General features: G+C 75.7%; 24 protein-coding genes. 7 read left to right on the top strand and 17 right to left on the bottom strand.

Going from position 1 to position 24,507, the window contains the following annotated elements; all coding sequences use genetic code 11:
- Nucleotides 1-27 precede the first annotated feature (27 nt).
- Genes RM555_RS17010 through RM555_RS16985 form a run of 6 tightly spaced genes read right to left on the bottom strand, consistent with a single transcriptional unit; the run spans nucleotide 28 to nucleotide 5,055 of the window.
- A complete protein-coding gene (locus RM555_RS17010; protein WP_311412668.1) occupies nucleotides 28-1,266 on the bottom strand; it encodes a beta-ketoacyl-[acyl-carrier-protein] synthase family protein in 1,239 nt (412 codons plus the stop codon).
- Nucleotides 1,263-2,879: a class I adenylate-forming enzyme family protein gene (locus RM555_RS17005; RefSeq protein WP_311412667.1), complete on the bottom strand. Its 1,617-nt coding sequence runs from the start codon at nucleotides 2,877-2,879 to the stop codon at nucleotides 1,263-1,265. The genes RM555_RS17010 and RM555_RS17005 overlap by 4 nt, the downstream gene beginning before the upstream one ends.
- Entirely contained in the window at nucleotides 2,876-3,433 is a 558-nt protein-coding gene (locus RM555_RS17000; protein ID WP_311412666.1) for a beta-ketoacyl synthase chain length factor, read from the bottom strand. Before RM555_RS17000 ends, RM555_RS17005 begins: the two co-directional genes overlap by 4 nt.
- Entirely contained in the window at nucleotides 3,430-4,512 is a 1,083-nt protein-coding gene (locus RM555_RS16995) for a beta-ketoacyl-[acyl-carrier-protein] synthase family protein (RefSeq protein WP_311412665.1), read from the bottom strand. The genes RM555_RS17000 and RM555_RS16995 overlap by 4 nt, the downstream gene beginning before the upstream one ends.
- On the bottom strand, nucleotides 4,505-4,789 hold the full coding sequence (locus RM555_RS16990; protein WP_311412664.1) for an acyl carrier protein: 285 nt from the start codon (nucleotides 4,787-4,789) through the stop codon (nucleotides 4,505-4,507). Before RM555_RS16990 ends, RM555_RS16995 begins: the two co-directional genes overlap by 8 nt.
- On the bottom strand, nucleotides 4,789-5,055 hold the full coding sequence (locus RM555_RS16985; protein WP_311412663.1) for an acyl carrier protein: 267 nt from the start codon (nucleotides 5,053-5,055) through the stop codon (nucleotides 4,789-4,791). Before RM555_RS16985 ends, RM555_RS16990 begins: the two co-directional genes overlap by 1 nt.
- A gap of 15 nt (nucleotides 5,056-5,070) precedes the next feature.
- On the opposite strand from RM555_RS16985, the gene RM555_RS16980 reads away from it, so the two are divergent.
- On the top strand, nucleotides 5,071-5,907 hold the full coding sequence (locus tag RM555_RS16980) for a 4'-phosphopantetheinyl transferase family protein (RefSeq protein WP_311412662.1): 837 nt from the start codon (nucleotides 5,071-5,073) through the stop codon (nucleotides 5,905-5,907).
- Here the strand turns inward: RM555_RS16980 and RM555_RS16975 are convergent.
- From RM555_RS16975 to RM555_RS16930, 10 genes are all read right to left on the bottom strand, one after another.
- Nucleotides 5,838-7,223 carry a class I adenylate-forming enzyme family protein gene (locus tag RM555_RS16975; protein ID WP_311412661.1) on the bottom strand — a complete coding sequence of 462 codons (1,386 nt, stop codon included), beginning with the start codon at nucleotides 7,221-7,223 and terminating at the stop codon, nucleotides 5,838-5,840. The genes RM555_RS16980 and RM555_RS16975 overlap by 70 nt on opposite strands.
- 955 nt (nucleotides 7,224-8,178) lie before the next feature.
- Nucleotides 8,179-8,481 carry an antibiotic biosynthesis monooxygenase family protein gene (locus RM555_RS16970; protein ID WP_311412701.1) on the bottom strand — a complete coding sequence of 101 codons (303 nt, stop codon included), beginning with the start codon at nucleotides 8,479-8,481 and terminating at the stop codon, nucleotides 8,179-8,181.
- 83 nt (nucleotides 8,482-8,564) lie between these two features.
- A complete protein-coding gene (locus RM555_RS16965; RefSeq protein WP_311412660.1) occupies nucleotides 8,565-9,812 on the bottom strand; it encodes a beta-ketoacyl synthase N-terminal-like domain-containing protein in 1,248 nt (415 codons plus the stop codon).
- Nucleotides 9,809-11,083: a beta-ketoacyl-[acyl-carrier-protein] synthase family protein gene (locus tag RM555_RS16960; protein WP_311412659.1), complete on the bottom strand. Its 1,275-nt coding sequence runs from the start codon at nucleotides 11,081-11,083 to the stop codon at nucleotides 9,809-9,811. Before RM555_RS16960 ends, RM555_RS16965 begins: the two co-directional genes overlap by 4 nt.
- A gap of 114 nt (nucleotides 11,084-11,197) precedes the next feature.
- Nucleotides 11,198-11,602, bottom strand: coding sequence for a cupin domain-containing protein (locus tag RM555_RS16955; RefSeq protein ID WP_151456459.1), 405 nt, complete (start codon nucleotides 11,600-11,602; stop codon nucleotides 11,198-11,200).
- Nucleotides 11,595-12,320, bottom strand: a complete 726-nt coding sequence (locus RM555_RS16950) for an SRPBCC family protein (RefSeq protein WP_311412658.1) — start codon at nucleotides 12,318-12,320, stop codon at nucleotides 11,595-11,597. Before RM555_RS16950 ends, RM555_RS16955 begins: the two co-directional genes overlap by 8 nt.
- Nucleotides 12,317-13,696, bottom strand: a complete 1,380-nt coding sequence (locus RM555_RS16945) for an acetyl-CoA carboxylase biotin carboxylase subunit (RefSeq protein WP_311412657.1) — start codon at nucleotides 13,694-13,696, stop codon at nucleotides 12,317-12,319. Before RM555_RS16945 ends, RM555_RS16950 begins: the two co-directional genes overlap by 4 nt.
- A gap of 13 nt (nucleotides 13,697-13,709) precedes the next feature.
- Entirely contained in the window at nucleotides 13,710-14,222 is a 513-nt protein-coding gene (locus RM555_RS16940) for an acetyl-CoA carboxylase biotin carboxyl carrier protein (protein WP_396888789.1), read from the bottom strand.
- 221 nt (nucleotides 14,223-14,443) lie between these two features.
- A complete protein-coding gene (locus tag RM555_RS16935; RefSeq protein WP_311412656.1) occupies nucleotides 14,444-16,165 on the bottom strand; it encodes an acetyl-CoA carboxylase carboxyltransferase subunit alpha in 1,722 nt (573 codons plus the stop codon).
- The gene (locus tag RM555_RS16930) at nucleotides 16,162-16,500 is read right to left on the bottom strand and encodes a TcmI family type II polyketide cyclase (RefSeq protein ID WP_311412655.1); all 339 of its coding nucleotides are present in this window, start codon (nucleotides 16,498-16,500) and stop codon (nucleotides 16,162-16,164) included. The genes RM555_RS16935 and RM555_RS16930 overlap by 4 nt, the downstream gene beginning before the upstream one ends.
- A gap of 417 nt (nucleotides 16,501-16,917) precedes the next feature.
- On the opposite strand from RM555_RS16930, the gene RM555_RS16925 reads away from it, so the two are divergent.
- The 6 genes from RM555_RS16925 (at nucleotide 16,918) to RM555_RS16900 (ending at nucleotide 22,701) form a co-directional block, all read left to right on the top strand.
- Nucleotides 16,918-17,727, top strand: coding sequence for an AfsR/SARP family transcriptional regulator (locus tag RM555_RS16925; protein ID WP_311412654.1), 810 nt, complete (start codon nucleotides 16,918-16,920; stop codon nucleotides 17,725-17,727).
- 122 nt (nucleotides 17,728-17,849) lie between these two features.
- A complete protein-coding gene (locus RM555_RS16920) occupies nucleotides 17,850-18,200 on the top strand; it encodes a TcmI family type II polyketide cyclase (RefSeq protein ID WP_151456453.1) in 351 nt (116 codons plus the stop codon).
- A 15-nt stretch (nucleotides 18,201-18,215) separates the two neighbouring features.
- Nucleotides 18,216-19,565, top strand: a complete 1,350-nt coding sequence (locus RM555_RS16915) for an FAD-dependent oxidoreductase (protein ID WP_311412653.1) — start codon at nucleotides 18,216-18,218, stop codon at nucleotides 19,563-19,565.
- 297 nt (nucleotides 19,566-19,862) lie between these two features.
- Complete coding sequence (locus RM555_RS16910) at nucleotides 19,863-21,038, top strand: helix-hairpin-helix domain-containing protein (RefSeq protein ID WP_311412652.1); 1,176 nt, start codon at nucleotides 19,863-19,865, stop codon at nucleotides 21,036-21,038.
- Between the two features lie 263 nt (nucleotides 21,039-21,301).
- Nucleotides 21,302-21,508 (top strand): hypothetical protein, encoded by a 207-nt coding sequence (locus tag RM555_RS16905; RefSeq protein WP_091630565.1) that lies wholly within the window; start codon nucleotides 21,302-21,304, stop codon nucleotides 21,506-21,508.
- Between the two features lie 233 nt (nucleotides 21,509-21,741).
- A complete protein-coding gene (locus tag RM555_RS16900; protein WP_311412651.1) occupies nucleotides 21,742-22,701 on the top strand; it encodes a TIGR03557 family F420-dependent LLM class oxidoreductase in 960 nt (319 codons plus the stop codon).
- A 117-nt stretch (nucleotides 22,702-22,818) separates the two neighbouring features.
- Here RM555_RS16900 and RM555_RS16895 read toward each other — a convergent pair whose 3' ends face one another.
- Nucleotides 22,819-24,357 (bottom strand): right-handed parallel beta-helix repeat-containing protein, encoded by a 1,539-nt coding sequence (locus tag RM555_RS16895; protein WP_311412650.1) that lies wholly within the window; start codon nucleotides 24,355-24,357, stop codon nucleotides 22,819-22,821.
- Nucleotides 24,358-24,507: the final 150 nt, after the last annotated feature.

Below are 24,507 nucleotides of genomic sequence, written 5' to 3'. Positions count from 1 at the left end.
GCGCGGTCCGCCCGGGATGGTGCGGGGTCAGTCCCTCGGCCGGGCGGCCCGCGCGAGCAGCAGGCTCACGTTCTGCCCGCCGAAGCCGAAGGAGTTGGTCAGCGCGTATCCGGTGTCCGTCCTGCGCGGCTCGGCGCGGATGTGGTCCGCCGGGCAGGCCGGGTCCGGGTCGTCGAGGTTGTGCGTGGGCGGCAGCAGGCCCCGGCCGAGCGCCAGCGCGGTGGCCGCCGCCTCCAGCGCCCCGGAGGCGCCGAGCAGGTGGCCGGTGAGCGCCTTGGTGGAGCTGACCGGCACCCCGCCGGCACCGAACACGTCGGCCAGCGCGGTGGTCTCGGCGATGTCGCCGAGCTTCGTGCCGGTGCCGTGGGCGTTGACGTAGCCGACCCGCGCGGCGGGCACGCCGCCGCTGGCCAGCGCGCGCCGCATGCACTCCGCCGCCCCCGCGCCGTCGGGCCTCGGGGCGGTCGGGTGGTACGCGTCGGTGGTCGCCCCGTACCCGGCGACCTCGGCGTAGCCGGTGACGCCCCGGGCGGCGGCGTGCTCGGCGCGTTCCAGCACCAGCAGGGCCGCGCCCTCGGCGAGGACGAACCCGTTGCGGCGGGCGTCGAACGGCCGGCTCGCCGCCGTCGGGTCAGCCCAGCCCCGGGCGAGCGCCCGGGCGTTGCCGAAGGTGTCGGCGAAGGTCGGGAAGAGGGGCGCCTCGCTGGCGCCGCAGAGCACCACGTCGGCCTCCCCGGCGCGGATCAGCCGGACCGCGTCGGCGATCGACTGGGCCCCCGAGGCGCAGGCGGTGCCGACCGACGAGGTGTAGCCGCGGATGCCGTGGCGGATGGCGATGCGCGCCGACGGCATGTTCGGCAGGACCCCGGTCAGCAGGTACGGGCTGACCGCCGCCCGGCCGCGCGCGGCGCGGGAGAGCACCTGCGCCTCCAGGGTGGCCATCCCGCCGACGCCGCCGACGATCACCCCGATCCGACCCGGGTCCACGTCCCGGCCCACCTCGATGCCGGCGTCGGCGAGCGCGTCGGCGGCGGCGAGCAGGGCGAGCACGACGACCCGGTCCAGGACCCTGGTCTCCGGCCCGGTGGCGACCGTACGCGGGTCGACGTCCGGCAGCACGCCGGCGACCTCCAGCGACCCGGCGGCGGGGTGCCCGGCCGGCGGCCGGGTCAGCCCGGAGCGGCCGGAGCAGAGCGCGTCGAAGGTGGCGTCGACGCCCCGCCCGGCGGGGGTGAACAGCCCCATCCCGGTGATGACGGCCGTCATGACGGCGCCTCGGTGAGGTAGCGCTCCCGCAGGACCACCTTGCGCACCTTGCCGGTGACGGTGACCGGGATGTCGGCGGAGCGGACCGGCACGACCCGGCGCAGGGTCGCGCCGACGTCCGGGCCGAGCGCGGCCCGGACCCGCCCGGTGCGGTCCTCGGCGGGGTCGGCGCCGGCGGCGAGTTCCAGCAGCACGTCGGTGACCACCCCGCCGACCCCCGAGGTGATCACCACCGTGCAGTCGGTGACGTCCGGGCAGGCGGCGAGGACGCGCTCCTCGGACAGCGCCGTGTAGAACCACCGCCCGTCCCCCGCGTCGACCGCGTCGACGGCCCGGTCCAAATGGTGGTAGCGGCCCTCGTCGTCGGCGTACACCAGGTCGCCGGTGAGGTACCAGCCGCGCTGCCGGGACCGGTACGTGGTGGCCGAGTCGTTCCAGTAGCCCCGGAACAGCGACGGCGAGTCGACGCCGAGCCAGCCCACCTCGCCGGCCGGCACCGGGTCGCCCCCGGCGTCGAGCACGGCGACCTTCGCGAACCGGTAGGGCCGGCCGACGCAGCGGCCGTACCGGTCGGTGTCGGCGCGGTGGGTGATGTGGAACATCGAGTGGCCCATCTCGCTGGAGCCGAGCCCGTCGATGAAGACCGAGCCGGGCACCCGGGTGACCCCCTCGCGGGTCACCACGTCGCGGGAGCCGACCGCGACCAGCCGGCGCACGTGCGGCTCGTGCGAGCAGTCGCCGGTGTTGAACCACAGCGACACCGAGTCCAGGTCGTACGCGGACAGGTCGAAGCGGGCCAGCTCCGCCCACGTCACGGAGAAGCCGAACACCCCGTCGGGACGCCAGCGCTGGATCGCCTCCAGCACCCGCTCCCCGCCCTGGTCGGAGAGCAGGAGCATCTCGGCGCGGTTGCCGAGGGCCTGGTTGACCATGAGCACGGTGGCGGTGTGCGGTGCGGGCAGCGCGTTGAGGATGCGACCGGTGCCCTGCGCCTGCGGCATGGCGAGCAGGTGCCGGGTGGCGGCGAAGAGGCTGGCGTGCGAGTGCAGCACCGCCTTGGGCACCCCGGTGGTGCCCGAGGTGTGGGTGATGACGACCGGGTCGTCGCCGTGGTGCCGGTAGTGCTGCGGCGCGGCGGCCGGATCGCCCGTGCCCGCCTCGGCCGGGGTGCCGAGCACCGGCACTCCCAGGTCGTGGCCGGCCAGCAGGGCGCGGTGCGCGTCGTCGGCGAGCACCCCGACGCCGCGCAGCCGACGCACGTACTCGGCGGCGATCTCGGGGCGCAGCCCGCCGTTCATCAGCGCCGGGATCGCGCCGAGCCGGGTCAGCGCGAGGTAGCTGAGCACCATGTCGGCGGCGGCGGTGGTCCACACGGCGACCGGGTCGCGGGGCTTGATCCCCCGCTCGTGCAGCCAGGCGGCGCGGGCGGCGACCCGCTCGTCGAGCCGGCCCAGCGTGAGCGCCCGCCCGGCCGGGTGGCCGTCCACGGCGGTGTCGAAGGTGAGGCCCGGCCCGTCCGGGTCGGCGCCGTGCGCCAGCACCCGGGCCAGCACGTTGCCGGCGCCGATCCGCTCGTCGGCGGCCAGCGCCCCGCGCAGTCCCCTCTTCCTCATGGTGCGTCTCCTCCCCCCAGCAGCACCGCGACGGCTCGGGCTCCGGGCTGTCCGCCCGCGTCCCGCGCACCGCCGTCGGCGGGTGCCTGTTCGATCAGGACCAGCAACGCCCGGTCGGCGTCGCCGTCGTGCAGCAGCAGCTCGGCCTCGGCGGTGCCCTCGGCGCGCGGGTCGCCGGTCGGCGCGAGGCAGAGCACCGGCCCGCCGAGGCCCCACCGGGCGGCCACGTGCCCGGCCACGCTGTTGGGCACCGACTGGAAGAAGAACAGCGGCCCGGGCCGGCCGCCGGCGGCGACCGTGGCGCGCACGTGCGCCGCGCTGGCGCGGTCCCCGGCCGCGCTGACCAGCACGACCGCGGTCCGCTCGCCGCCGGGTGCCGGCCGCCGGCCGTACGCCCGGGTCAGGCAGCGCTCTGCGACGGCCGCGACGAGGGGCGGGAAGCTGGAGTGCACGTACCCGGGCACCGGCGGCGGCGCCCCGTCGCCCGGCTCGGGCCAGGCCGCCTCGGCCAGCACGGTCAGTCGGCCGGCGGGATGCCCGGCGATGCCGCTCATGCCGCACCCACCAGCAGCGCCGTGTTGGCGCCACCGAAGGCGGCGTTGAGGCTCAGCGCGTACCCGGTGGCGGCGGGTCGGGGCGCGCCGCGGACGACGTCCAGCGGGCAGGCCGGGTCGGGACCGAGCCAGCCGGCGTTGACGGGCAGCTTCCCGTGCCGCAGGGCGAGCACCGTCACCACCAGTTCCAGCAGGCCGGAGGCCTCCAGGGCGTGCCCGTGCAGCGCCTTGGTGGAGCTGACCGGGACGCGTGCCGCCGCCGCGCCGAGCGCGGTGCGCAGGGCCGCCGCCTCGGAAGCGTCGCTGTGGCCGGTGCCGGTGGCGTTGGCGTTGACGTACCCGATCGCCTCCGCCGGGAGTCCGGCCCGGCGCAGCGCCGCGGTGACCGCCCGGGCCAGGCCCCGCCCGCCCGGCTCCGGCTGGCAGGGGTGGAACGCGTCCCCGGCCCGGCCCCAGCCGAGCAGGCCGGCGACCGCGCCCCGGGCGGCGGCCCCCGACTCCAGCACCACCGCGGCGACGCCGTCGCCGAGCAGCAGCCCGGTGCGGCCGGCGCTGAACGGGCGCACCGCGCCGTCGGTGGCGAGGGCGCGACCGGCGTCGAAGAGCGCGTACTGGTCCGGCTCGACCAGGTAGCCGGCGGCCACCACCGCCCGGGTGACGTCGCCCCGGCGGATCAGGGCGGCGGCGTCGGCGACCGCGCTGCTGGCCGAGACACAGGCGGTGGTGTACGCCCGGGCCGGGCCGGTGAGCCCCGTCCGGTCGGCCAGCGCGGTGGTGAGCGCCGGCACGTGCGCGCCGCCGTGCACGGCCAGCAGCAGGGCCGTGCCGGCCCGGCGACCGGCGTCGAGCCCGGCGTCCCGGCAGGCCGCGTCGACCGCCTCGGCGAGTTCGTCGGCCAGGTCACCGGCGTCGGGCAGGGCGGCGGCGGCGTCCACCCGGCGGGGCGCGGTGTCGAAGCGGTCCACCGGCCGGAAGGCCGGGACGCCGGCCAGCACGCCGGCGAGCTGCGCGTCGGCTCCCCTGCCGAGCGCGCTGGTCGCGTGGACGCCGCTGAGCTGGACGGCCGCCGGTTCAGCCATCGGCGGCGGCGATCATCGGGCCGGGCGAGGTGTGCGGCGGGGTCGCAGCCGCCAGGCACGCCCGGAAGACCGCCAGGGCGTCGTCGACGGTCCGGATCCCGGCGAGCTGGTCGTCGGTGAGGTCGAAGCGCCGGTCGAGGCGCTGCTCGACGAGGTGCACCAGCCAGGCCAGCTCCATGGAGCCGATCCGGTCGCCGACCTCGGCGGCGGGCTTGCCGGCCAGGTCGGCGAGCATGGTCACCAGGTCGGCCCGTTCCAGGTCGGGCTGACCGGCCATCAGGAGTCGTCGCTCGTCGCCCCGGCGACCCGGTCGGCGACCATCGTGGTGAACTCGCCGACCGTCATCAGAGCCAGCTTCTCGGACTCGTCGTCGGCGAACTTCAGGCCGTAGCGGTCCTCGACGCGCACGGCGAGGTCGGCGAGGGCCAACGACTCCAGGTCCACCCCGGACGGGCCGAGGGTCGTCTCGTCGTCGAGGCCCTCGACGTCGTAGTTCATGTCCTCGAGCTGCTCGACGACGAAGGCGCGGATCTCGGGTCGCATGGTTAACCTCTTTCCGTGAGCCAGTTACCGGTGCCCGGTCGGGACACCGCGTACGTGTGGATCGGCCGGGGCGTCGGCGGTCGGCCGGTCCCGGCCGGGCGGCTGTTGCGGCGGGCGGGTGCCGCGCTGCTCGGCCGCGCGGAGGCGGAGATCGTGGTGGAGCACGGCCGCGACGGGCGCCCGCTGGTCACGGTGTCCGGCGCGGGGGCCCGGGTGGAGCTTCCGGTCAGCGTCAGCCGGGCCGACGGGGTGGTCGCGGTCGCCGCCCGGGCGGCCGGCCCGGTGGGGATCGACGTGGAGTGGTGCCGTCCGCTGCCCGCGCTGGCGCTGGCCGGGCGATGGTTCGCGCCGGCCGAGGCGGCGTGGCTGGCGGAGCGCGACGCCGACGGGCGGGCCCGCGACTTCCTGCGGCTGTGGACGGCGAAGGAGGCCGTGGGCAAGGCGCTCGGGACGGGGCTGCGCGGCGACGGCCTGCGGCGGCTCATGCCGGTGCCGGACGACCCCGACGCGGCGCTGCGGCCGGTGCCCGGCGCCTTCGACGACGCGTGGCGGCCGGTGCCCGACGACCTGGACGCCGGGCTGCGGTCGGCGCTCGGCGGCAGGCGCCTGCGCGTCGGGCATCCCCGCGTGGGCGGGTGCCTGGTCCTGGCGGTCGCGGTGGTCGCCGACGAGGCGGTACCGGTCCACGTGGTGTCGGTCGGGGCGCTGCTCGTCCGGGCGGTTCCGGTCGGGTCGGCGCGGGTCGGATCGGACGGGGCGGTCGGAGTCGCGCGGTGCCGCGCTCACGTGGCGGCCGCCCGCAGCGCGTCGGTCGAGCGGACCAGCTTGCCGGTGGTGGTACGGGGCAGCTGATCCACCAGACGCAGGGTGCGGGGGCGCTTGTAGCCGGCCAGCCGCTCGGCGATCAGCTTGTCGAGCACCTCCTCCGACAGCGGCCCGTCCGGCTGCACGTAGGCGGTGATGCCGCCGTCGAAGACGACCACGGCGGCGGCGACGCCGGCCAGCTCGGCGACGGCCGCCTCCACCTCCGTCAGGTCGACCTTCAGACCGCCGACGGAGACCTGCGAGTCGAGCCGCCCGCGAACGGTGACCAGGCCGGTGTCCGGGTGCACGACGCCGGCGTCGCGGGTACGCAGCCAGCCGTCGGCCCAGCGGGTGGGGTCGCTCGGCCCGACGTACGGCGACGCGGGGCAGCTCACCCACAGCTCGCCGTCGACCTCGCGGACCTCGACGCCGGGCGCCGGGGCGATGGACGGGCGGTGCCGGCCGTGCAGGTCGGTGCCGATGACGCCGACCTCGGTCATCCCGTACATGTTGCCCAGCGGCACGCCGTACCGGTCGGTGAAGGCGCGGGCCACGGCGGCCGGCACCAGCTCGCCGCCGGTGGTCATCCGCTTGAACTGCGGCAGCGGCCCGGTGGCACGGGTGGAGGCGAGCAGTCCGATGTGGAACGGCACGCCGAGCACCGTGGCCGGCGAGTCGTCGGCCGCGATCGCGGCCAGCACCGCGTCGCCGGCGAGCCGCTCCGGCGGCACCAGCTCGACGCCGGCGTGCAGGCCGTAGAGCAGGCCACCGACGAGGCCGAGCACGTGCACCATCGAGGGCAGCAGGACGATCCGCTCGCCGGGCAGCGCCACGCCGTCGATGCGGGTGTAGCGGCGTACCTCGGCGACCAGGTCGTCGGCGGTACGACCGATCACCTTGGACGGTCCGGTGGAGCCGGAGCTGAGCTGGATCACCGCGTGCCCGCTGACCGCCGGGCGGTCGGCGTACGCGGTGACGCCCTCCGTGACGTCGATGAAGATCCGCAGTCCGGCGCCGCCGGTGCGGACCGGGGCCACCACCACCTGCGGGGTGAGCCGCGCGAGCGCCCGGTCCACCTCGTGGTCGGTGAGCCGATGGTCGAGCAGGATCGCCTGGGCCCCGCTGCGCCAGGTGGCCAGCAGGTTCACCACGTACGCGAGCGAGGGCGGCAGCCGCAGCGCGGCGGCGCCCCCGGGGCGCAGTCCGGCGGCGGCGAGGCGGGCCTGCGCGTCGGTCACCAGCCGCCGCAGGGTGCCCCGGTCGACCGGTTCGGGAAGTCGGAGACAAATGTCGGTCGAACGGCCTTCGAGCAGAATTTCGTCAACCCAGAGCGGGTCTGTCGCCGCAGGATTTCCCGTCGTCACTACCGTTCACCGCCCAGCCTCAATTAGGGCGGAACCGCCCATAAGGTGTGCCTGTCGGGGTGCTGCGGGGAACCTTACGACGCCGTCCGGATGCATAGCTAGATGCAAATGGCTAGATCAGAAAGGGCGGCCGGCCGGATTGCCCACGACCGGTTCGGCGGGCAGTATCGGGCGTGTACGTCGACTGAGGGTATCCGCCGGATGACCCGTCGTGCGTACGGCGTGACACGCCCACCGGACGGCCGATGGTGCTCTTCAGGCGCGCCGGTACGGCCACACGAGCGGGCCGGCACGGAACGGCCGCACGGGCCGGTGCGCGACGGCCGACGGGCCGGGGCGGACGGTGCGGCTGCGCGGGCGGTGGGCGGATCGCACGTCCACGGGGCGACAGCGCCTCTCGGCACTTGCGCGGTCCTCGCCGACAGGCCCGGCGGGCGACGCCGAGCCCGGCCGGCACGTCGGGCGGCGATAGGCACGCCTGTCGGCGAGCGCTCGGGTGGCGGACACGTCAGGCCTGGCGTGCACCGCGGGCGGCGCCATGGCGGCAGGCCCCGCGCCTGCTGCGCGACGGGCCGCGCCAGAAGCGACGTGTGCCGGGGCGACACGCCCGCGTGCCACCGCACGAGTGGAACACCAGGGGTGTCACCGGCTGTCGTTGACACCCCTGGTGTTCCACTCGTCCCGTGCGGCCAGCAGGTGAACAGCCCGCCGCGTCGCTGCCCCTCACTGGCGGGCGAGACAGCCAGTGAAGGGGGCAGTGCAGCCGAGAGACGGGACAGCGGGACAGCGGGACAGCGGGACAGCGGGACAGCGGGACGGTCGGACAGCCCGGACCGCGAGGGCAACCCGGGCAGTTCGGACGGCGAGTACGGCGGGCCAGCTCGGACGGCGGGGACAGTCGGGAGGGTAGGACAGCCGAGGCGGTGTGGCGCGGGGCTCGCGCCGGAGACGGGGCTCAGGTCCGGGACGTGGCGGGGGTCTGAGCGTGGATGAGGAAGCGCAGCGACCGGGCGTCGGTGAAGCACTCCCGCATCGGCCGGACCAGGTCCCGGTGCTCCGGGCTGCGTTCCCACGCCTCGAAGTCGGCCAGGCTCGCCCACTCGCTGGTGATCAGCCACTGCTCCGGGTCGGCCGACGACCGGCAGACCTGGTCGACGAGGTGCCCCGCAACGCCCCCGGCCACCAGGTGCCGGACCGCCTCGTACGCGGCCAGGAACGCCTCCGTACGCTCCTGCGGCACCCGTACCAGAAACACCACCCGAGCCCGCTGCCCGTTCGCGTCGGCTGCCCGCTGCGCCCCGACCCGGGACCCGACGGGCGTCGCACCCGTGACCTGCTCGCTCACGGCGTCACTCCCCTCTGCGGCGCGGCCCCACGCAGGACCAGCGCGCTGTTGAACCCGTCGAAGCCGCGGGCGCAGACCAGCGCGAGGCGGCTGCGTGGTCGCCGGTGCTCGCGTAGGAAATCCAGCTCACAGCCCTCGGCCACCTCGTCGGGGCCGGCGGAGGCCGGCAGTGTGTCGTGGCCGAACGCGAGCAGCGCGGTGGCCACGTCCAGCGCCGCGCCGCCCTGGTGGGCGCGGCCGGTCAGCGGCTTCTGGGTGCTGACCGGGGGCGGCCGGTCGCCGAAGACGGCGCGTAGCGCCACGGCCTCGCTGCGGTCGTAGCGGGGCACGCCGAGCGCGTCGGGCAGCACCACGTCGAGCGTCTCCGCCCCGACGCCGGCCCGGTCCAGGGCCAGCCGCATGGCGCGGGCGTACTGGATCGGGTCGCCGGCGGTGTCCGGTCCGGTGTGGACGGCGTCGTGGGTGGCGCCCCAGCCGGTCACCTCGCCGTACACGCGGGCGCCCCGGGACAGCGCGTGGCCCAGCTCCTCCACCACGAACACCGCGCCGCCCTCGGCGGGCAGGTAGCCGCTGGCGGCGGCGTCGAACGGCCGGTAGGCCCGCTCCGGGTCGGCCACGTCGCTCAGCAGGCCGGAGCGGAGCTGGCAGGCCAGGGCGTACGGGCTCAGCGGGCACTCGGTCGCCCCGGCGATCACCACGGGCGTGCCCCGGCGTACGGCCCGCGCGGCGTGCGCCAGGCTGTCGAGTCCGCCGGCGGTCTCGGCGACCAGCACCCCGCACGGCCCCTTGAACTGGTGGTGGATGGAGAGCTGCCCGACGCTGGCCGCGTAGAACCAGGCGATCGACTGGTACGCCCCGACGGTGCGCGACGGCCCGCCCCAGAGCCGTTGCAGCTCCCGCTGCCCGAACAGGTTCCCGCCCGACGAGCTGGCCAGCGTCACGGCGTAGCCGTACGGGTCGGGGGCACGCTCGGGCAGGCCGGCGTCGGCCAGCGCCAGCCGGGTGGCGGCGAAGCCGAGGTGCGTCCACCGGTCGGTCTGCACCAACCGGCGGTTGTCGGCGTACGCGGCGGCGTCGAAGCCGGGCACCTCCCCGCCGTGGCGGGTGGGGTAGCCGGCGGGATCGAAAAGGGTGATCGGCCCGGTGCGGCGGGTGCCGGCGAGCACGGTACGCCAGTGCGCGTCCACGCCGATCCCGCTGGGCGCGACGACGCCGATGCCGGTCACCACGGCCCGCGCGGTCACGGCAGCACCCGCCCGGGCAGCCGGCGGAACACCATCGCCGACTGGAAGCCGCCGAACCCGCTGCCCACCGAGAGCGCCACGTCGACCGGCAGCTCCCGCGCCTCGTTCGGGACGTAGTCCAGGTCGCACTCCGGGTCGCGGGTGCTCCAGTTGGCCGTCGGCGGCACCACGCCGTACTCCACGGCCAGCGCGCACGCGGCCATCTCGATCGAGCCGATCGCGCCGAGCGAGTGCCCGACCATCGACTTGATCGAGCTGATCGGCACCCGGTACGCGGCCTGACCCAGCGCCCGCTTGAACGCGGCGGTCTCGTGCCGGTCGTTCTGCCGGGTGCCCGAGCCGTGGGCGCTGATGTAGGAGACCTGCTCGGGGGCGATGCGGCCCTGCTTCAGCGCGGCCGAGATGGCCAGCCCCATCTCCAGCCCGTCGGGCCGCAGCCCCGTCATGTGGTAGCCGTTGCTGCGGCTGGCGTAGCCGGCCACCTCGCAGTAGACGTGCGCGCCGCGGCGCGCGGCGTGCCCGACCTCCTCCAGCACCAGCACCGCCGCCCCCTCGGCGAGGACGAAGCCGTGCCGGTCGGCGTCGAACGGGCGGGAGGCGTGCGCCGGGTCGTCGTTGTCCGGGCTGGTCGCCTTGATCGCGTCGAACGAGGCGACGGTGACCGGGGAGATCGGCGAGTCGGCGGCCCCGGCCAGCACGACGTCGGCCTCGCCGTCGGCGATGAGCTGGTGGGCGTACCCGATCGCGTCGATGCCGGAGGTGCAGCCGGTGGAGACCACCTGGGCCGGGCCGTGCAGCCCGTGCCGGCACGCCACGTCCGCGGCGAGGCTGCTGGGCACGAGCGCCTGATAGAGGTACGGGCCGCCGCGCCCGGCGTCGACCAGCCACCGGCGGCCGGTGTCGCTGACCGTGACGTACTCCTGTTCCAGGGCGGTGGTGCCGCCGACGGCGGTGCCGAGCACCACGCCGGTGCGGTCCCGCTCGGCGTCGGTGAGCTCCAGGCCGGCGTCGGCGAGGGCCTCGGCGGCGCAGGCGAGGGCGAACTGCACGTACCGGTCGGCGCGCCGCAGCTCGTCTCCGGTGAGGCCGGCGGCGACCGGGTCGAAGTCGCACTCGGCGGCGATCTGGGAGCGGAAGGCCGACGGGTCGAAGAAGGTGATCCGCCGGGTCGCCGTACGCCCCTCGGTGATGGTCTTCCAGAACCGGTCCCGGCTGGCGCCGCCGGGGGCGACCACCCCGACGCCGGTCACCACCGTGCGGCGCCCACTCACGGCGCCACCTCGGTTCGCGACTGCGGGGCTCGCAACCCCGGCTCACTCCTCACGCTCACGGCGCCACCTCGGTTCGCGACTGCGGGGCTCGCAACCCCGGCTCACTCCTCACGCTCACGATCCGCCTCGCTGTTCGACCAGCTCGGTATCGACGTGACCGAGTTCGGGGCGGGGCGCCAGCGGCCCGAGGTGGAAGACCACCTCGGCCGGCTCGTCCCCGGTGTTGCGCAGCCGGTGCCGGACGTTGCGCGGCACGAACAGCGCCTCTCCGGCGGCCAGCGGCACCGGCTCGTCGTCCAGGTCGACGGTGATCGTGCCCCGGGCGACGTAGAGGAACTCCTCGCTGTACGGGTGGTAGTGCTCGGCGATCCGCTCCCCCGGGCGCAGCGTCGCCACCCCCATGAAACCCGAGGTGCTGCCGACGGTCTTGGGGCCGAGCAGCACCCGCAACTCGCCGCCGCGGCGGCCGTCGGGCGCGACGTCGGCGGCGGCGACCAGCCGCAGGGTCCGCTCACTCATCGCCGGCTCCCGTCGCCCGGTCGGCGCCGGCGAGCCGCTCGATCTTCTCCTTGATGACGGCGAGCTGCACCGCGCTGTTGGCGTTGATCCGGTCGGTCATGCCCGCGTCGTCCACCGGCGCGGTGGGCTTCATCGCGAAGTCCTGCACCCAGGTCATCCGGGTTCCGCCGGGCTCCTCGGTGTAGCGCCAGTGGATGCGCATGTACTCGAACGGCCCCGTCTCCACCCGCCGGGCGTCGACCTGCCGGGTGACCGGGTCGGCGGTACGTTCGCTGACCCAGCTCCACACCGTGCCGTTCTCGTCGGGGTGCATGGTGAGCCGGAACCGCACCGTGTCGCCGTCGCGGTGCAGGATGTCCGCGCGGGCGTACTCGGTGAACAGCTGCGGCCAGTTGGCGACGTCGTTGGTGACGTCCCACACCAGCGGCAGCGGCGCGGCGATGAGCACGCTGTTCTCGGTGTGCCCGGGCTGGTCGGCGTGGCGGGCGACCAGCTCGGCGACGCCCGCGATGCTGAGCTGCCCGGCCTGTTCGGGGATCTGCACCTGCCACCGGTCGGCGACCACGGCGGAGAGTTCGAGCAGCGCCAGCGAGTCCATGCCGAGTTCCTCCAGGGACGCGGCCGGGGCGCGGGCGGCGGCGTCGGCGTCCAGCCCGCAGTTGGCCACCAGGATGTCGGTGATCTCGGCGGTCAGCGGACGGCCATGGGTGACGGTCATCGGAGCCTCCTGTGGTGTGCGTCGGGCGGGCCGGCGAGCAACTGCTCGACCAGGCCGGTGGAGTAGCGGCCCTTGCGGAACCCGGCGTCGTCGAGCACCCGCCGGACGAACGGGATGGTGGTGCGGACCCCGGGGCCGGCGATGTCGAACTCGCCGAGCGCGCGTTCCAGGCGGTTGAGCGCGAGCTCCCGGTCCGGCGCCCAGACCGCCACCTTGGCCAGCAGCGAGTCGTAGTGCGGGCCGAACAGGTAGCCGGCGTGGCCGTGCGTGTCGACCCGGGTGAACGGGCCGCCGGGCGGGACGAAGCGCTCCAGCCGGCCGGGCGTCGGCGCGAAGCCACGGTCCGGGTCCTCCACGTTGACCCGGCACTCGATGGCGACCCCGTGGAACCGGACGTCCTCCTGCCGCCAGCGCAGCGGCACCCCCGAGGCGATGTGCAGCTGCTCGTGTACCAGGTCGATCCCGGTGATCATCTCGGTAACGGGGTGCTCGACCTGGATCCGGCAGTTGATCTCCAGGAAGTGGAACCGTTCGTCGGGGTCGACGAGGAACTCCACGGTGCCGGCGCCGGTGAAGCCGGCGTGCAGGGCGCCGCGCAGGGCGCACTCCGCGATGGCCTCCCCGGTGCCGGCCGACAGCGCCGGGGCGGGCGCCTCCTCCACCAGCTTCTGGTGGCGGCGCTGCACCGAACAGTCCCGGGTGCCCAGGTGCACGCCGTTGCCGTGGGAGTCGCACAGCAGCTGCACCTCGACGTGCCGGGCACCGGTCAGGTACCGCTCGACGTACACCCGGTCGTCGCCGAAGGCCGCCTGGGCGGCGGCCCGGGTCCGCGCGTACGCCTGGGGCAGTTCGGCCGGGGTGGCGACCACCGTCATGCCCCGGCCCCCGCCGCCGGCCGCCGCCTTGACGATCACCGGGTAGCCGACCTCGGCGGCCACCTCCGCCGCCGCGGCGGCGGTGGGCACCGGCGCGACGCTGCCCGGCGGCAGGGGCAGCCCGGCCCGGCGCATCAGCGCCCGCGCCGAGGACTTGTCGGCCAGCACGGACATCACCTCCGGCGGCGGGCCGATGAAGACCAGGCCGTTGTCGGCGCAGATCTCCGCGAAGTCGGCGTCCTCGGAGAGGAACCCGTAGCCGGGGTGCACCGCCTGCGCCCCCACCTGCCGGGCCGCCTCCACGATCGCGGCGGCGTTGAGGTAGCTGCGCCGGCTGGCGGCCGGCCCGATCCGCACGGCCTCGTCGGCCAGGCGCACGGCGGCGGAGTCGGCGTCCGCGGTGGAGTAGACCACCGCCGTACGCACGCCCAGCTCGCGGCAGGCGCGCAGCACCCGCAGGGCGATCTCCCCCCGGTTGGCGATCAGGACCGTCTCGAACATCGCGTCCTGCCTCTCACGCCGGGTCCAGCGCGACCAGCGGCTGGTCGTACTCGACCGGGTCGCCGTCGGCGGCGAGGACCTCGACGACCCGGCCACCCCGGTCGGCGGTCACCTCGTTCATCAGCTTCATCGCCTCGACGATGCCGACGACCTGCCCGGGACGGACCAGGTCGCCGACGGCGACGAAGGGCGCGACGCCCGGCTCCGGCGCGCGGTAGAACGTGCCGACGATGGGCGACCGCACGGCGTACCCCTGCGGCGGCGCGGCGGTCGGCGGGGGTGCCGGGCTCGCCGTGGCGGCGGGGGCGGTCCCGGCCGGGGCGGCGTGCCACTCCACCTCCAGCACCGTGTCGCCGCCGCGCAGCCTGATCCGCCGCAGCGGGCCGGGCAGCTCGGCCACCAGGTGCCGGGCGTGCCGCCGCAGCCCGGCGAGCACGCTCTCCACCTGCGGCCCCACCTCCGACGCCGGCTCCACGCCGGACGCCCGCCCGACGCCGGTCGACGGCTGCGAAGGAGGTGCCGGCACCGGGCCGACGGCCCGCTCGACGTCGGGCGACCGCGCCGCGTCGGACGACCGCGCCGCGCCGGGCGAGCGGCCCGCGTCGGGCGTGGGACGCGGGCCGGGCGCGGGGTGCGCCTGCGGGGTCGGGTGGGCGTCGGGGGCCGTCCGGGTGCCGGGTGCCGGCACCGCGACGACCGCCGCCGGGCCGGATGCCGGCGGCACGGCGGCCCGGATCACGCCGGCGCTCACCGGGCACCCGCCCGGGCGCCGAGGCGGGCGGCGCCGAAGCGCCGGAAGCGCTGCCGACGGCGGCGGACCAGCGTCGCGGGCGGCACGTCGAGCAGCGGCAGCAGGTGCGCCAGCACCGCCTCGCGCAGCGCCCTCGCGGCGGCCTGCGGGTCGTGGTGGGCGGCCGGGGTCGGCTCGGGAACGAGGTCGTCGACGATCCCCAGCCGGCACAGGTCGGGGGCGGTCAGCCGCAGCGCGCGGGCCGCCTGCGGCGCGGCGCCCCGGTCCGGCCAGAGGATCGCCGCGCAGCCCTCGGGGCTGATCACGGAGTAGACGGCGTGCTGGAGCATGAGCACCCGGTCGGCCACCGCGAGCGCCAGCGCACCACCGCTGCCGCCCTCGCCGGTGATCACGGCGACGACGGGGGTGGGCAGCACGGTCAGGGCGAGGATGCTCTCCGCGATGGCCGCCGCCTGGCCCTGTTCCTCGGCCCGCACACCGGGATCCGCCCCGGGGGTGTCGACCAGGGTGACCACCGGCAGGCCGAGGCGGGCGGCGAGACGCATCAGCCGCAGCGCCTTGCGGTGCCCCGCCGGACTGGCCATGCCGAAGTTGCGCCCGACCAGCTCGGCGGTGGTGTGCCCCTTCTGGTGGCCGATGACCATGACAGGCCGCCCGTCGAGCCGGGCCAGCCCGCCCACCACGGCCGGGCAGTCCGCGCCGAGCCGGTCGCCGTGCAGCTCGACGAAACCGTCGAACGCCGTCTCCAGGTAGTCCAGCGTGGTCGGACGACCCGGGTGCCGGGCCAACCGTACCGTCTCCCAGGCGTCGCCGCCCGGGCCCGGCGCCGTCGTCGCGGCGGCGCCGCCGGCCGGGCGCGCCACCAGCGGCGACGGCTCCTGCCGGGGTACGCCGGGACGCGACGCCGGCCGCCGCCCGGCCCGCGCGGCGGCGAGCAGCGCCACCAGCCGGCCCCGCAGGGCGTGCCGGGGCACCACCATGTCGACCTGGCCGTGCCGCAGCAGGAAGTCGGCGGTCTGGAAGCCCTCCGGCAGGTCCCGGCCGGTGACCTGCCGGATCACCCGGGGGCCGGCGAAGCCCATCCGTGCGCCGCTCTCGGCGAGCACCACGTCGGTGTTGGTGGCGAACGAGGCGGCCACGCCCCCGTACGTCGGGTCGGTGAGCACGCTGACGGTGAGCAGGCCGGCCTCCCGCAGCGCGGCGATCGCCTGGCTGACCGTGGCCATCTGCATCAGCGACAGGGCGCCCTCCTGCATCCGCGCCCCACCGGAGGCGGTGACGAGGACCAGCGGGACCTCGTCGGCGAGGGCCCGCTCGGCCGCCAGGGTGATCAGCTCCCCCACGACGCAACCCAGGCTGCCCCCGAGGAACCGGAAGTCCATCACGGCGAGCACGCACGGCTGCCGCCCGACGGCGGCGGTACCGCAGACGACCGCCTCGGGCAGCCCGGTGCCGGCCCGCGCCGCGGTGAGCCGGTGCGGGTACGGCAGCAGGTCGACGAAGCCGATCGGGTCGACCTCGGCCGGCCGCTCCGGCAGGGCGGTGAACGACCCCGGGTCGACGATCTGGAGCAGCCGCTCGGGCGCGGCGACCCGGGCGTGCGCCCCGCACTCGGGGCAGACATCGAGGTTGCGCCGCAGCCGCTTGCGGTAGAGCAGGGTGGCGCAGCCACCGCAGCGGGACCAGAGCTGTCCCTCGCGGGGCGCGGTGGCGGTCACGACGACCGCCCGACGGGCGCGGCGTCGAAGCGGTAGAAGCAGCGGGCCATCGCGTCGCGCGGCTCCCGCCACGTCGGCAGGTACGGCGACACGTACGGCTGCAGCCGGGCACTCACCCTGGCGAACTCGGGGTGTCCCCGGGCCGCCTCGACCGCCTCCCCGCCCGGCGACTCCGTCTCCAGCAGGTGCACGTACAGGTCACCGAGCCGGTAGAGCGACCGGTGCCGGACCCCGACCAGGCGCGGCAGTTCGGTCGCGTCGGAGTCGGCGAAGATCTCGGCGACGCGCGCCTCGGCGCTCGGCACCACCTTCGCGACGATCAGCGAACGGTCCATGGACGGGCCTCCCTCCACGGCATCGGGCGTCGGTGACGACGGCACCGGCCTAGCCGGACGACTGGCGACACGATCCGGCCCCGGGCGTCACGGCGGCGTCACCGGCGACCGCCGGACGGCGACGCAGCTTCCGTGACGCTGCGTTGACGCCAGCTGTGTACCCGCTGTGCGGCACCGATCATCCGGTGTGGACTCTCCGCAGTTCGGAAGGGTTCTCGTGGACGCCGACAGGCAAGCGCCATCCCGGACAAGACATTGACCGAGAGTGACCACTATTGATAATCTTCGTCACGGTCAGCCCGGCGGCCGCGGTGTGCGACGCCGTGCCGCGGCGGAGCGATCCGACAGTGGGGTCATGGGCAGCCGCGCCGGGGACAGCAGACGAGTCGGGACGAGCGTTCCGCAGGGGGTGCCGCCGTGGCCGCTGATCGATCGACGCCGACCACCGTTTGCCGTGCCGACGCCGAGATCTCACTGCACCTGCTCGGCGGGTTCCGGCTGCTGCACGGCGACGCCGCGGTCGTGGTGCCGCGCGGCCTGCAACGCGTCATCGCGCTGATCGGGTTGCGCCCCGGCGCCACCCGCAGCAACCTGGCCGGCCTGCTCTGGCCGGACGCGCCCGAGGACCGCGCGCTGTCGTCGCTGCGGACCGCGCTGTGGCGGCTGCGCCAGGACCCCTGCTGCCCGATCACCACCTCCGGCGACACGGTCGCCCTCGGCCCGGCCGTCCGGGTCGACGTCGACGCGCTCGTCGGCACGGCCGCGCGGGTACGCGACGGCGACGACCCCTGCGCCGCCGCCGCGCTCGCCGCCGGCCGCCACGACCTGCTCCCCGGCTGGTACGACGACTGGGTGCTGGCCGACCGGGAGCGGCTGCGCCAGCTGCGCCTGCACATGCTGGAGGAACTTGCCGGTCAGCACCTGTCGGCGGGCCGCCACGGCGCGGCGCTGGAAGCCGCGTTGGAGGCGATGGCCGCCGAACCCCTGCGCGAGACGCCGCACCGCCTGGTGGTCCGCATCCACCTCGCCGAGGGCAACGCCTTCGAGGCCGTGCACGCCTTCTACGTCTACCGCGACCTGCTGCTGCGGGAACTCCGGCTGGAGCCCTCGGCGGCGATGACCGCACTGCTCGACGAGACCCTCGCGCCGATCCGCGACGCCACCCGTACCGCCCCGGCCGGGCCCCGCCGGCCGCCGTCCACCCGGATCGCGCCCCGCGCGCGCTGAGGCGGCGTCACCGGCGCGGCGGGGCGAGTGACGGACAGGTGACAGTCGCCGGGGCACGGTGGCCGCACAACATTCCGTGGTCTGCGACACGGTCGCGGAGCGCCACCGGCGAGAGGGGTCCCATGAGCCGTCTACTGATCGTCAGCAGGATCATCCCGGGCGCGGAGGGGCGGGTGGCGCAGATCTTCGCCGAGTCCGACGCGACCGAACTACCCGCCCTCACCGGGGTCCGTCACCGGTCCCTGTACTGCCTGCACGACCTGTGCGTACACCTGATGGAGACTGCCGACGTGGCCCCGGACGCGTTGGCCGAGGCCCGCAACCACCCGCTCTACCGCCAGGTCAACGAACGGCTCTCCGCGCACACCACGCCGTACCTGCCGACCTGGCGCTCGCCGCGCGACGCGATCGCGGGCTGCTTCTACCGGTGGGACGCCGCGGACGCGGCGGCGTCGTCGCACCCGGCCGGCTGAACGGGGGCGGTCGCCATGTCGTCCAGACCACCCCACGTTCTGATCATCGGGGCCGGCACGGGCGGGCTGTGCCTGGCGCACGGCCTGCGTCGTGCCGGCATCAGCGTCGCCGTCTACGAGCGGTACCGCACCCGCGGCGAAGGGCTGCTCGGCTACCGGGTCGGCATCGGACCGACCGGCAGCCGCGCGCTGCGCGAGTGCCTGCCGCCCGCCCTGTTCGACGTCTACCTCGCCACCTGCGCCCGTTCCCCCCGCTACTTCAACGTCATCACCCAGGGCCTGCGGCGCACGGCCTCGTTCACGCTCCGGCCGGACAGCGACCCGGTGAACACCGAACGGTCCGTCGCCCGGATGACCCTGCGCCAGGTCCTGCTCACGGGCATGGAGGACGTCGTCCACTTCGACAAGGCCTTCACCCGGTACGACCAACGCGACGACGGGACCGTGACCGCGCACTTCGCCGACGGCAGCACCGCCACCGGCGACCTGCTGGTCGCCGCGGACGGCACGCACTCGGCGGTACGCCGCCAGTACCTGCCGCACGCGGTCACCCGCGACGCCGGCACCATCAACATCGCCACCCGCATCCCCCTGACCCCGCACACCCGGGGGCTGCTGCCCGAGCGGATCGAACAGGGCATCTCGCTGATCTTCGGCACCGGCGGGATGATGGGCGTGCTGCACGTGATGGAGTTCAAGTGGGACCGCGACGGCGCGCTCAAGCCCGGCGTCGATCCCGCCGACGCCGAGCTGCTGCGCGGCTGGCCGGGGCTACGCCACGACAACACCCGCGACAACATCAACCTGGTGGTCTGGAGCACGGCCCGCCGCTTCCCGACCGACGTCATGCAGCTGCGCGGCGAGGACCTGGTCCTGCTCGCCCTGCGACTCACCCGAAACTGGCACCCCCACCTGCGCGAACTGCTCGCCCGCAGCGACCCGGGCAGCGCCCTGCCCATCAAGGTGTCCACCAGCGAGCCGGTGCCGCCCTGGAAGAGCAGCACCGTCACCCTGCTCGGCGACGCCATCCACACGATGACGCCGGGACGCGGGGTGGGCGCCAACACGGCCCTGCGCGACGCCGCCCTGCTCTGCCGCCAGCTGCGGCTGGCCGCCACCGGAGACAAGACGCTGCTCCAGGCGGTGGCCGACTACGAGGCCGCGATGGTGCCGTACGGGTTCGCCCGGGTCGCCGACTCGCTCAACCGCAGCGGCACCAGCGGGGACGACCGGATGTACAAGCCGGTCGTCGGCCGGCTCGCGCTGCTCGGCGCGCGGGGCTACTTCGGCGTCACCAGCCGGGTGCCCCGGCTGGCGCGCCGGTTCGTCGACGACTTCTACAGCTACCGGGGCGAGGAGGACTGACCGTCCGACCGGGACCCCGGCGCCGCCAGTGGGCGCCGGGGTCCCCGCCTGCCCGCCTGCCCGCCCACCGCCCACCGCCCACCGCCCGCCCCCGACGCGGACGCGGCGACCCTCCGTCGCCCCGGCGGACACCGCCCGTCGCGACCCGTCCCGCCGCCACGGCGGGCACCCGGTCCTGCCTGTCGGCGCCGTCGGGCGTGTGCGAAGCTGCGGCGAGTTTTTCTCGCGGGTTTCCGGACGTGAACGATAGGGAGGTTTGCCGTGGCGTGGTCTTTCGGGCACTGGCTGATACTGATCGTGGCTCTGTTGGTGGGTCTGGCGGGCGGCTGGTTCGGGCGCGGCCGGCGGGACGCGGCGGTCGCCACCCACGGCTCGCCCATGGTGGACGGTGACCCGGTCGCCGGCATGACCGCCGTGGTGGTCGACCCGCCGCCCGTCGCCACCCTGGACGAAGCACGCCCCGAGGTGATCGTGGACCCCGCGCCGGACGCGGTCGCCGACCGCGTCCCCGCGACGCCCGGAGTCGACGCCCCGACCGACGCCGAACCGGGCAGCACCGACGCCCCGAGGGCCACGGTCCTCGCAGCCGACGCGTCCCGGGCCGACGACGTCGACCCGGCCGACATGGCGCTGACCGGCGACCCGGTGCCGGCGCCCGACGCCGACCCCGTGCCGTCCGGCACCACCACCGACGTACGGCCGGGGCACGAGGTCGTGCTGCCGGTGGCCGCCGAGGTGACCGGCCCCGTCGACCGTCGCCCGGCGGAGGAGCCCGCCCCGAGCGCCGACGCGGAGCCCGTCCCGGCCGCCGCGACGGAAGCCCTTCCCGCCGCCGACGCGGAGCCCGTCCCGGCCGCCGCCACCTCGGCGCCGACGAGCGTGACCCCGGCCGAGCCGGAAACCGCAGCCGTCCCCACCGCAGCCGGCCCGGCCGAGCCCGTTGCTGAGCCCGCTGCCGTGGCCGCCTCCGCCGTCGAGCCGGAGCCGGCCGACGCACCCGCTGAGCCGGAGCCGACCCGCGCCGCGCCGGTCGAGCCGGCCCCGGCCGCCGCCAACACGGTCGAGCCCACGCCGGTCGAGCCCGCCACGGCCGCCACCACCGCGGTCGAGCCGGCCACGGCCGCCGACGCACCCGACGAGCCCGAGTCGACGCCGGCCGTGCCGGTGGTCGTGCCGGCGCCCCGCGGCGAGGTGGACGCCCCGGCCGCGACCGACTCCGACGCCGCCGACGACTTCCGCCGGATCCAGGGCGTGGGCCCGAAGATGGCCGCGGCGTTGCAGGCGGCCGGCATCCGGACGTACCGGCAGTTGGCGGAGCTCGACGAGGCCGCCCTGCGGGAGACGATCCGGGCGGCCGGGCTGCGGGCCGCGCCGAGCCTGGCGACCTGGCCGCAGCAGGCGAAGGTGCTCGCCGGCGCCCCGCAGGAGGCGGCTGCCGCCCTGCCGACCCCGGTGGGCGGCGCGGACGCCTGACCGGTCCCGCCCCGGCTGCCGCGTCCCCCGTCGGTGCCGGACGGCGGCACCCGGACGGATCGGGTGCCGCCGCACGACTGATCCGCCGTCGCCGACATCGCGGCGCCCCGACCACGGGGCGCCGCGGTGTCGGCGTTCGGGGCCGTCCGCCCACTGTCGGCCGTCCGCCGCGCAGGTTCCTCGGCGGCGGCACCGTTAGCCGTTCATCGCGATTGGGTACAACGCCCAGCACCTCGATCCACCACACCTTTGCGGAGGCAGCGATGCGCGGCACGTCGATATTCGGAGTCCTGGTCGTCATCTGGCTGATCATCGGCGCGGTCGCCGCCGGGCAGCGCGGCTACTACAGCGGCGACGACACGAACTGCGCCGAGGCCGGCACGATCCTGGTGACCATCGTGGCCGGGCCGCTGAACTACATCGGGGCCAACCCGAAGGTCGACTGCGAACTGCCCCAGCCGTCCAAGTAGGACGCACTCCTCCGGCCCGCGCCCACTCCGGGGCGCGGGCCGAGCCGTGTCCGGGGTACGCCACGCCGGCTCCCCGGCTCCGTCCCTCCTGCCGACGCCGGCCACACCGCGTAGGGCGTCCTAGGAGGCTGGGTCATCGGTGCCGGCGGCGCCCGTGCGGCCCGACGTTTGTCGACGCCCGCCATGGGAACCGGCCTTGCGCCACCAGCGCCGCACGGGACGGGAGCACCGGCATGAGGATCGGCTACAAGCTCGCCTCGGAGGGGTACGGACCGCAGGAGATCATCCGCCAGGCCGTCCGGGCCGAGGAGGCTGGTTTCGACTTCGTCGAGATGAGCGACCACTTCCACCCGTGGCTCGACACGCAGGGGCACTCGTCGTTCACCTGGAGCGTGCTCGGGGCGGTCGCGGCGAAGACCGAACGGATCGGCCTCGCCACCGGGGTGACCTGCCCGACCGTCCGGTACCACCCGGCGATCATCGCGCAGGCCGCGGCGACCCTGGCGCTGATCTCCGACGGCCGGTTCACCCTCGGCGTCGGGGCCGGGGAACGGCTCAACGAGCACGTCGTGGGGCAGGGCTTTCCCAGCGTACGGGGCCGACACGAGCGGCTCCGCGAGGCGCTGGAGATCATCCGGCTGCTCTGGCAGGGCGGCTACCACTCATTCGAGGGCAAGCACCTGCACCTGGAGGACGCCCGGATCTTCGACCTGCCGGAGACCCCACCGGTGATCGCGGTCGCCGCGAGCGGCCGGTCCTCGGCCACGATGGCGGCGGAACTCGGCGACGGCCTGTTCGTCACCGAGCCGAAGGCGTCGATCGTCGAGCACTACCGGCAGGCCGGTGGCGACGGTCCCCGCTACGCCGAGGTGCCGATGGCCTGGGCCACCGACGACCAGCAGGCCGTACGGGCGGTACTGGAGACCAGCCGGTGGATGGTGACCGGCTGGAAGGTGATGAGCGAGCTGCCGAACCCGGTCAACTTCGACGCCGCCAGCGCGTACGTCGAGGAGCGGCACGTCCGGGAGCTGTTCTCCGTCGGGCCGGACCCGGAGGCGCACGTGGCGGCCGTCCGCCCGTACGTCGAGGCCGGCTACGACCACGTCGTGCTGCAGAACGCCGGCCCCGACCCGGACGGCTTCCTCGACTTCTTCGCCGGCGACCTCGCCGCCCGGCTGCGCGCCCTCGGCTGAGCCGTCCGCCACGCGGGGCGCGTCCGGCGCCGTCCGCCGCGATCGCGATGATCGCCGGCGGGGCCGGACACGCCCCGGGTGGGGCGGGCCGTCCCGGCCGGGACGGCCCGCGACGGGTCAGCGGAAGCAGTTCGCGACCGGCACCCGGCTGCCCTCGCAGTTGGTCGGCTCGTTGTCGATGATGTCGGTCTCGTCGTCGACCTTGACGCGGGCCTTGTCGACGAAGAGGCCGCCCGGCTTCACGATGGCGACGTTGCCGCTGATCCGGCTGGCGTAGAGGGAGACCTGGCCCAGCGACGCGAAGACGCCGCCGCCCGTCGACGCCGCGCCGACGGCGTGGTTGCGGTCGATCTCGCTGCGGCGCAGCAGGAGGTTCGACTTCTGGGCGTGGATGCCGCCGCCGGAGCCGCGCGCCGTGTTGCCCGACACGACGCTGTCGTCGAGCGGGACCAGGCCCTGGAACGTGGAGATGCCGCCGCCGTTGCCCGTGGCGGTGTTGTCGCGCACCTCCAGGCCGCGCAGGAAGATCAGCGCGTCCGAGTTGGCGATGCCGCCGCCGGTCCGGGCGGTGTTGCCCACCACCTTCGTGTCGGCGACCCGGGTACGGGCCGAGAAGCTGGCGACGCCGCCGCCCTGCGCCGCGTTGTTGCGCGCGAAGGTGCTCGAGTGCACCTCTGCCGCGCCCCGGTAGTTGGCGAAGCCGCCGCCGTACGCGACGGCGCTGTTGCCCCGGAACTGCGAGTTCTCCAGGCTCAGCACGCCACCGTTGAGCAGGCCCCCGCCCTTGCCCGCGGTGCCGGCGGCGTGGTTGTCGACGAACGTGCTCCCGCTGACCACCAGGTGCCCGTCGTTGAAGATCCCGCCCCCGCCCCCCTCCGCCGAGAGGGAGGTGCTGTCGACGATCGTGGTGCGCTCGACCACGGCGGACGCGCCGTGCACGACGTGGATGCTGCCACCCTCGGCGGCGGAGAGGCCGTTGCGGAGCACGACGTCGGAGAGCGTCAGCTCCCCGCCGTCGCGGACGGTGAAGAACCGGAACGCCTCGGCGTGCCCGTTCCGGACGATGGTGGCCCCCTCGCCCCGGACGGAGATCGGGTGGTAGATGACGGGCAGCCCGGCCCGGTCGTGCTGCGGGTTGCGCGGGGGCGCCTCGGCGTCGCCGGGGTTCTCGGCGCTGTCGGCGGCCTCCCGGGCGTCGCGGATCCCGCCGTCGTAGTCGTCGGGCTGCTGGAAGGCGTGGGTCAGCTCGTACGTGCACTTCGACGCCAGCCGCAGGTCGGCGCCGCCCTCGGCGTTGGCCCGGACCAGCGCCGAGATCAGCTTCGTCGAGTCGCACGGCACCGCGACCTCCGCGCGGTTCCCCTGGCCCGGCCGTCCGGGGCGGTCGTGCGGCTGCCCGCCGCGCCGTTCCTCGCGCGCCTGGTCACGGTCCTCGACGGCGTCGCCGCGGGGCCCACCGGAGTGGTCGCCGGCCCATTGCGACGGCGACGGCGACGGCGAGGCGGTCGGCATGTCCCGGTCGGCGGCGAAGGCGGCGCCGTCCGTGAGCCCGGCCGCCCCCGCCACCAGGCTGCCCGCCACGAGGCCGCCGGCTAAGAACCACCTCGACCGCCGCCTGAGTGGTGCCGCCCGCCGGCCCCCTTGATACGTCGTCATCAGGCTTTCCTGCCTCTCGTGCGTGCGTGACACGGCCGCGTCGAACGGGACGCGGGGCGGCTGACGTCGCGACAGCCACCGGAGGTCACGATACGGACGAGAACGGGGCAGGTCCGTCAAACGTGAATAAGCGAACTATTCACCTCGACC

The sequence above is a fragment of the Micromonospora reichwaldensis genome (genome assembly GCF_031845925.1).
In the GTDB taxonomy this organism is placed as follows: domain Bacteria; phylum Actinomycetota; class Actinomycetes; order Mycobacteriales; family Micromonosporaceae; genus Micromonospora; species Micromonospora reichwaldensis.
The sequence above is the reverse complement of the archived record's forward strand: the minus strand, read 5'-3'. Positions and strand labels throughout refer to the sequence as shown.

What these genes read in the sequence shown, in the direction of transcription:
- RM555_RS17010 (WP_311412668.1), bottom strand. Translation starts at nt 1,266, where the DNA reads ATGACGGCCGTCATCACCGGGATGGGGCTGTTCACCCCCGCCGGGCGG.
- RM555_RS17005 (WP_311412667.1), bottom strand. Translation starts at nt 2,879, where the DNA reads ATGAGGAAGAGGGGACTGCGCGGGGCGCTGGCCGCCGACGAGCGGATC.
- RM555_RS17000 (WP_311412666.1), bottom strand. Translation starts at nt 3,433, where the DNA reads ATGAGCGGCATCGCCGGGCATCCCGCCGGCCGACTGACCGTGCTGGCC.
- RM555_RS16995 (WP_311412665.1), bottom strand. Translation starts at nt 4,512, where the DNA reads ATGGCTGAACCGGCGGCCGTCCAGCTCAGCGGCGTCCACGCGACCAGC.
- RM555_RS16990 (WP_311412664.1), bottom strand. Translation starts at nt 4,789, where the DNA reads ATGGCCGGTCAGCCCGACCTGGAACGGGCCGACCTGGTGACCATGCTC.
- RM555_RS16985 (WP_311412663.1), bottom strand. Translation starts at nt 5,055, where the DNA reads ATGCGACCCGAGATCCGCGCCTTCGTCGTCGAGCAGCTCGAGGACATG.
- RM555_RS16955 (WP_151456459.1), bottom strand. Translation starts at nt 11,602, where the DNA reads ATGAGTGAGCGGACCCTGCGGCTGGTCGCCGCCGCCGACGTCGCGCCC.
- RM555_RS16950 (WP_311412658.1), bottom strand. Translation starts at nt 12,320, where the DNA reads ATGACCGTCACCCATGGCCGTCCGCTGACCGCCGAGATCACCGACATC.
- RM555_RS16945 (WP_311412657.1), bottom strand. Translation starts at nt 13,696, where the DNA reads ATGTTCGAGACGGTCCTGATCGCCAACCGGGGGGAGATCGCCCTGCGG.
- RM555_RS16930 (WP_311412655.1), bottom strand. Translation starts at nt 16,500, where the DNA reads ATGGACCGTTCGCTGATCGTCGCGAAGGTGGTGCCGAGCGCCGAGGCG.
- RM555_RS16920 (WP_151456453.1), top strand. Translation starts at nt 17,850, where the DNA reads ATGAGCCGTCTACTGATCGTCAGCAGGATCATCCCGGGCGCGGAGGGG.
- RM555_RS16915 (WP_311412653.1), top strand. Translation starts at nt 18,216, where the DNA reads ATGTCGTCCAGACCACCCCACGTTCTGATCATCGGGGCCGGCACGGGC.
- RM555_RS16905 (WP_091630565.1), top strand. Translation starts at nt 21,302, where the DNA reads ATGCGCGGCACGTCGATATTCGGAGTCCTGGTCGTCATCTGGCTGATC.
- RM555_RS16900 (WP_311412651.1), top strand. Translation starts at nt 21,742, where the DNA reads ATGAGGATCGGCTACAAGCTCGCCTCGGAGGGGTACGGACCGCAGGAG.
- RM555_RS16895 (WP_311412650.1), bottom strand. Translation starts at nt 24,357, where the DNA reads ATGACGACGTATCAAGGGGGCCGGCGGGCGGCACCACTCAGGCGGCGG.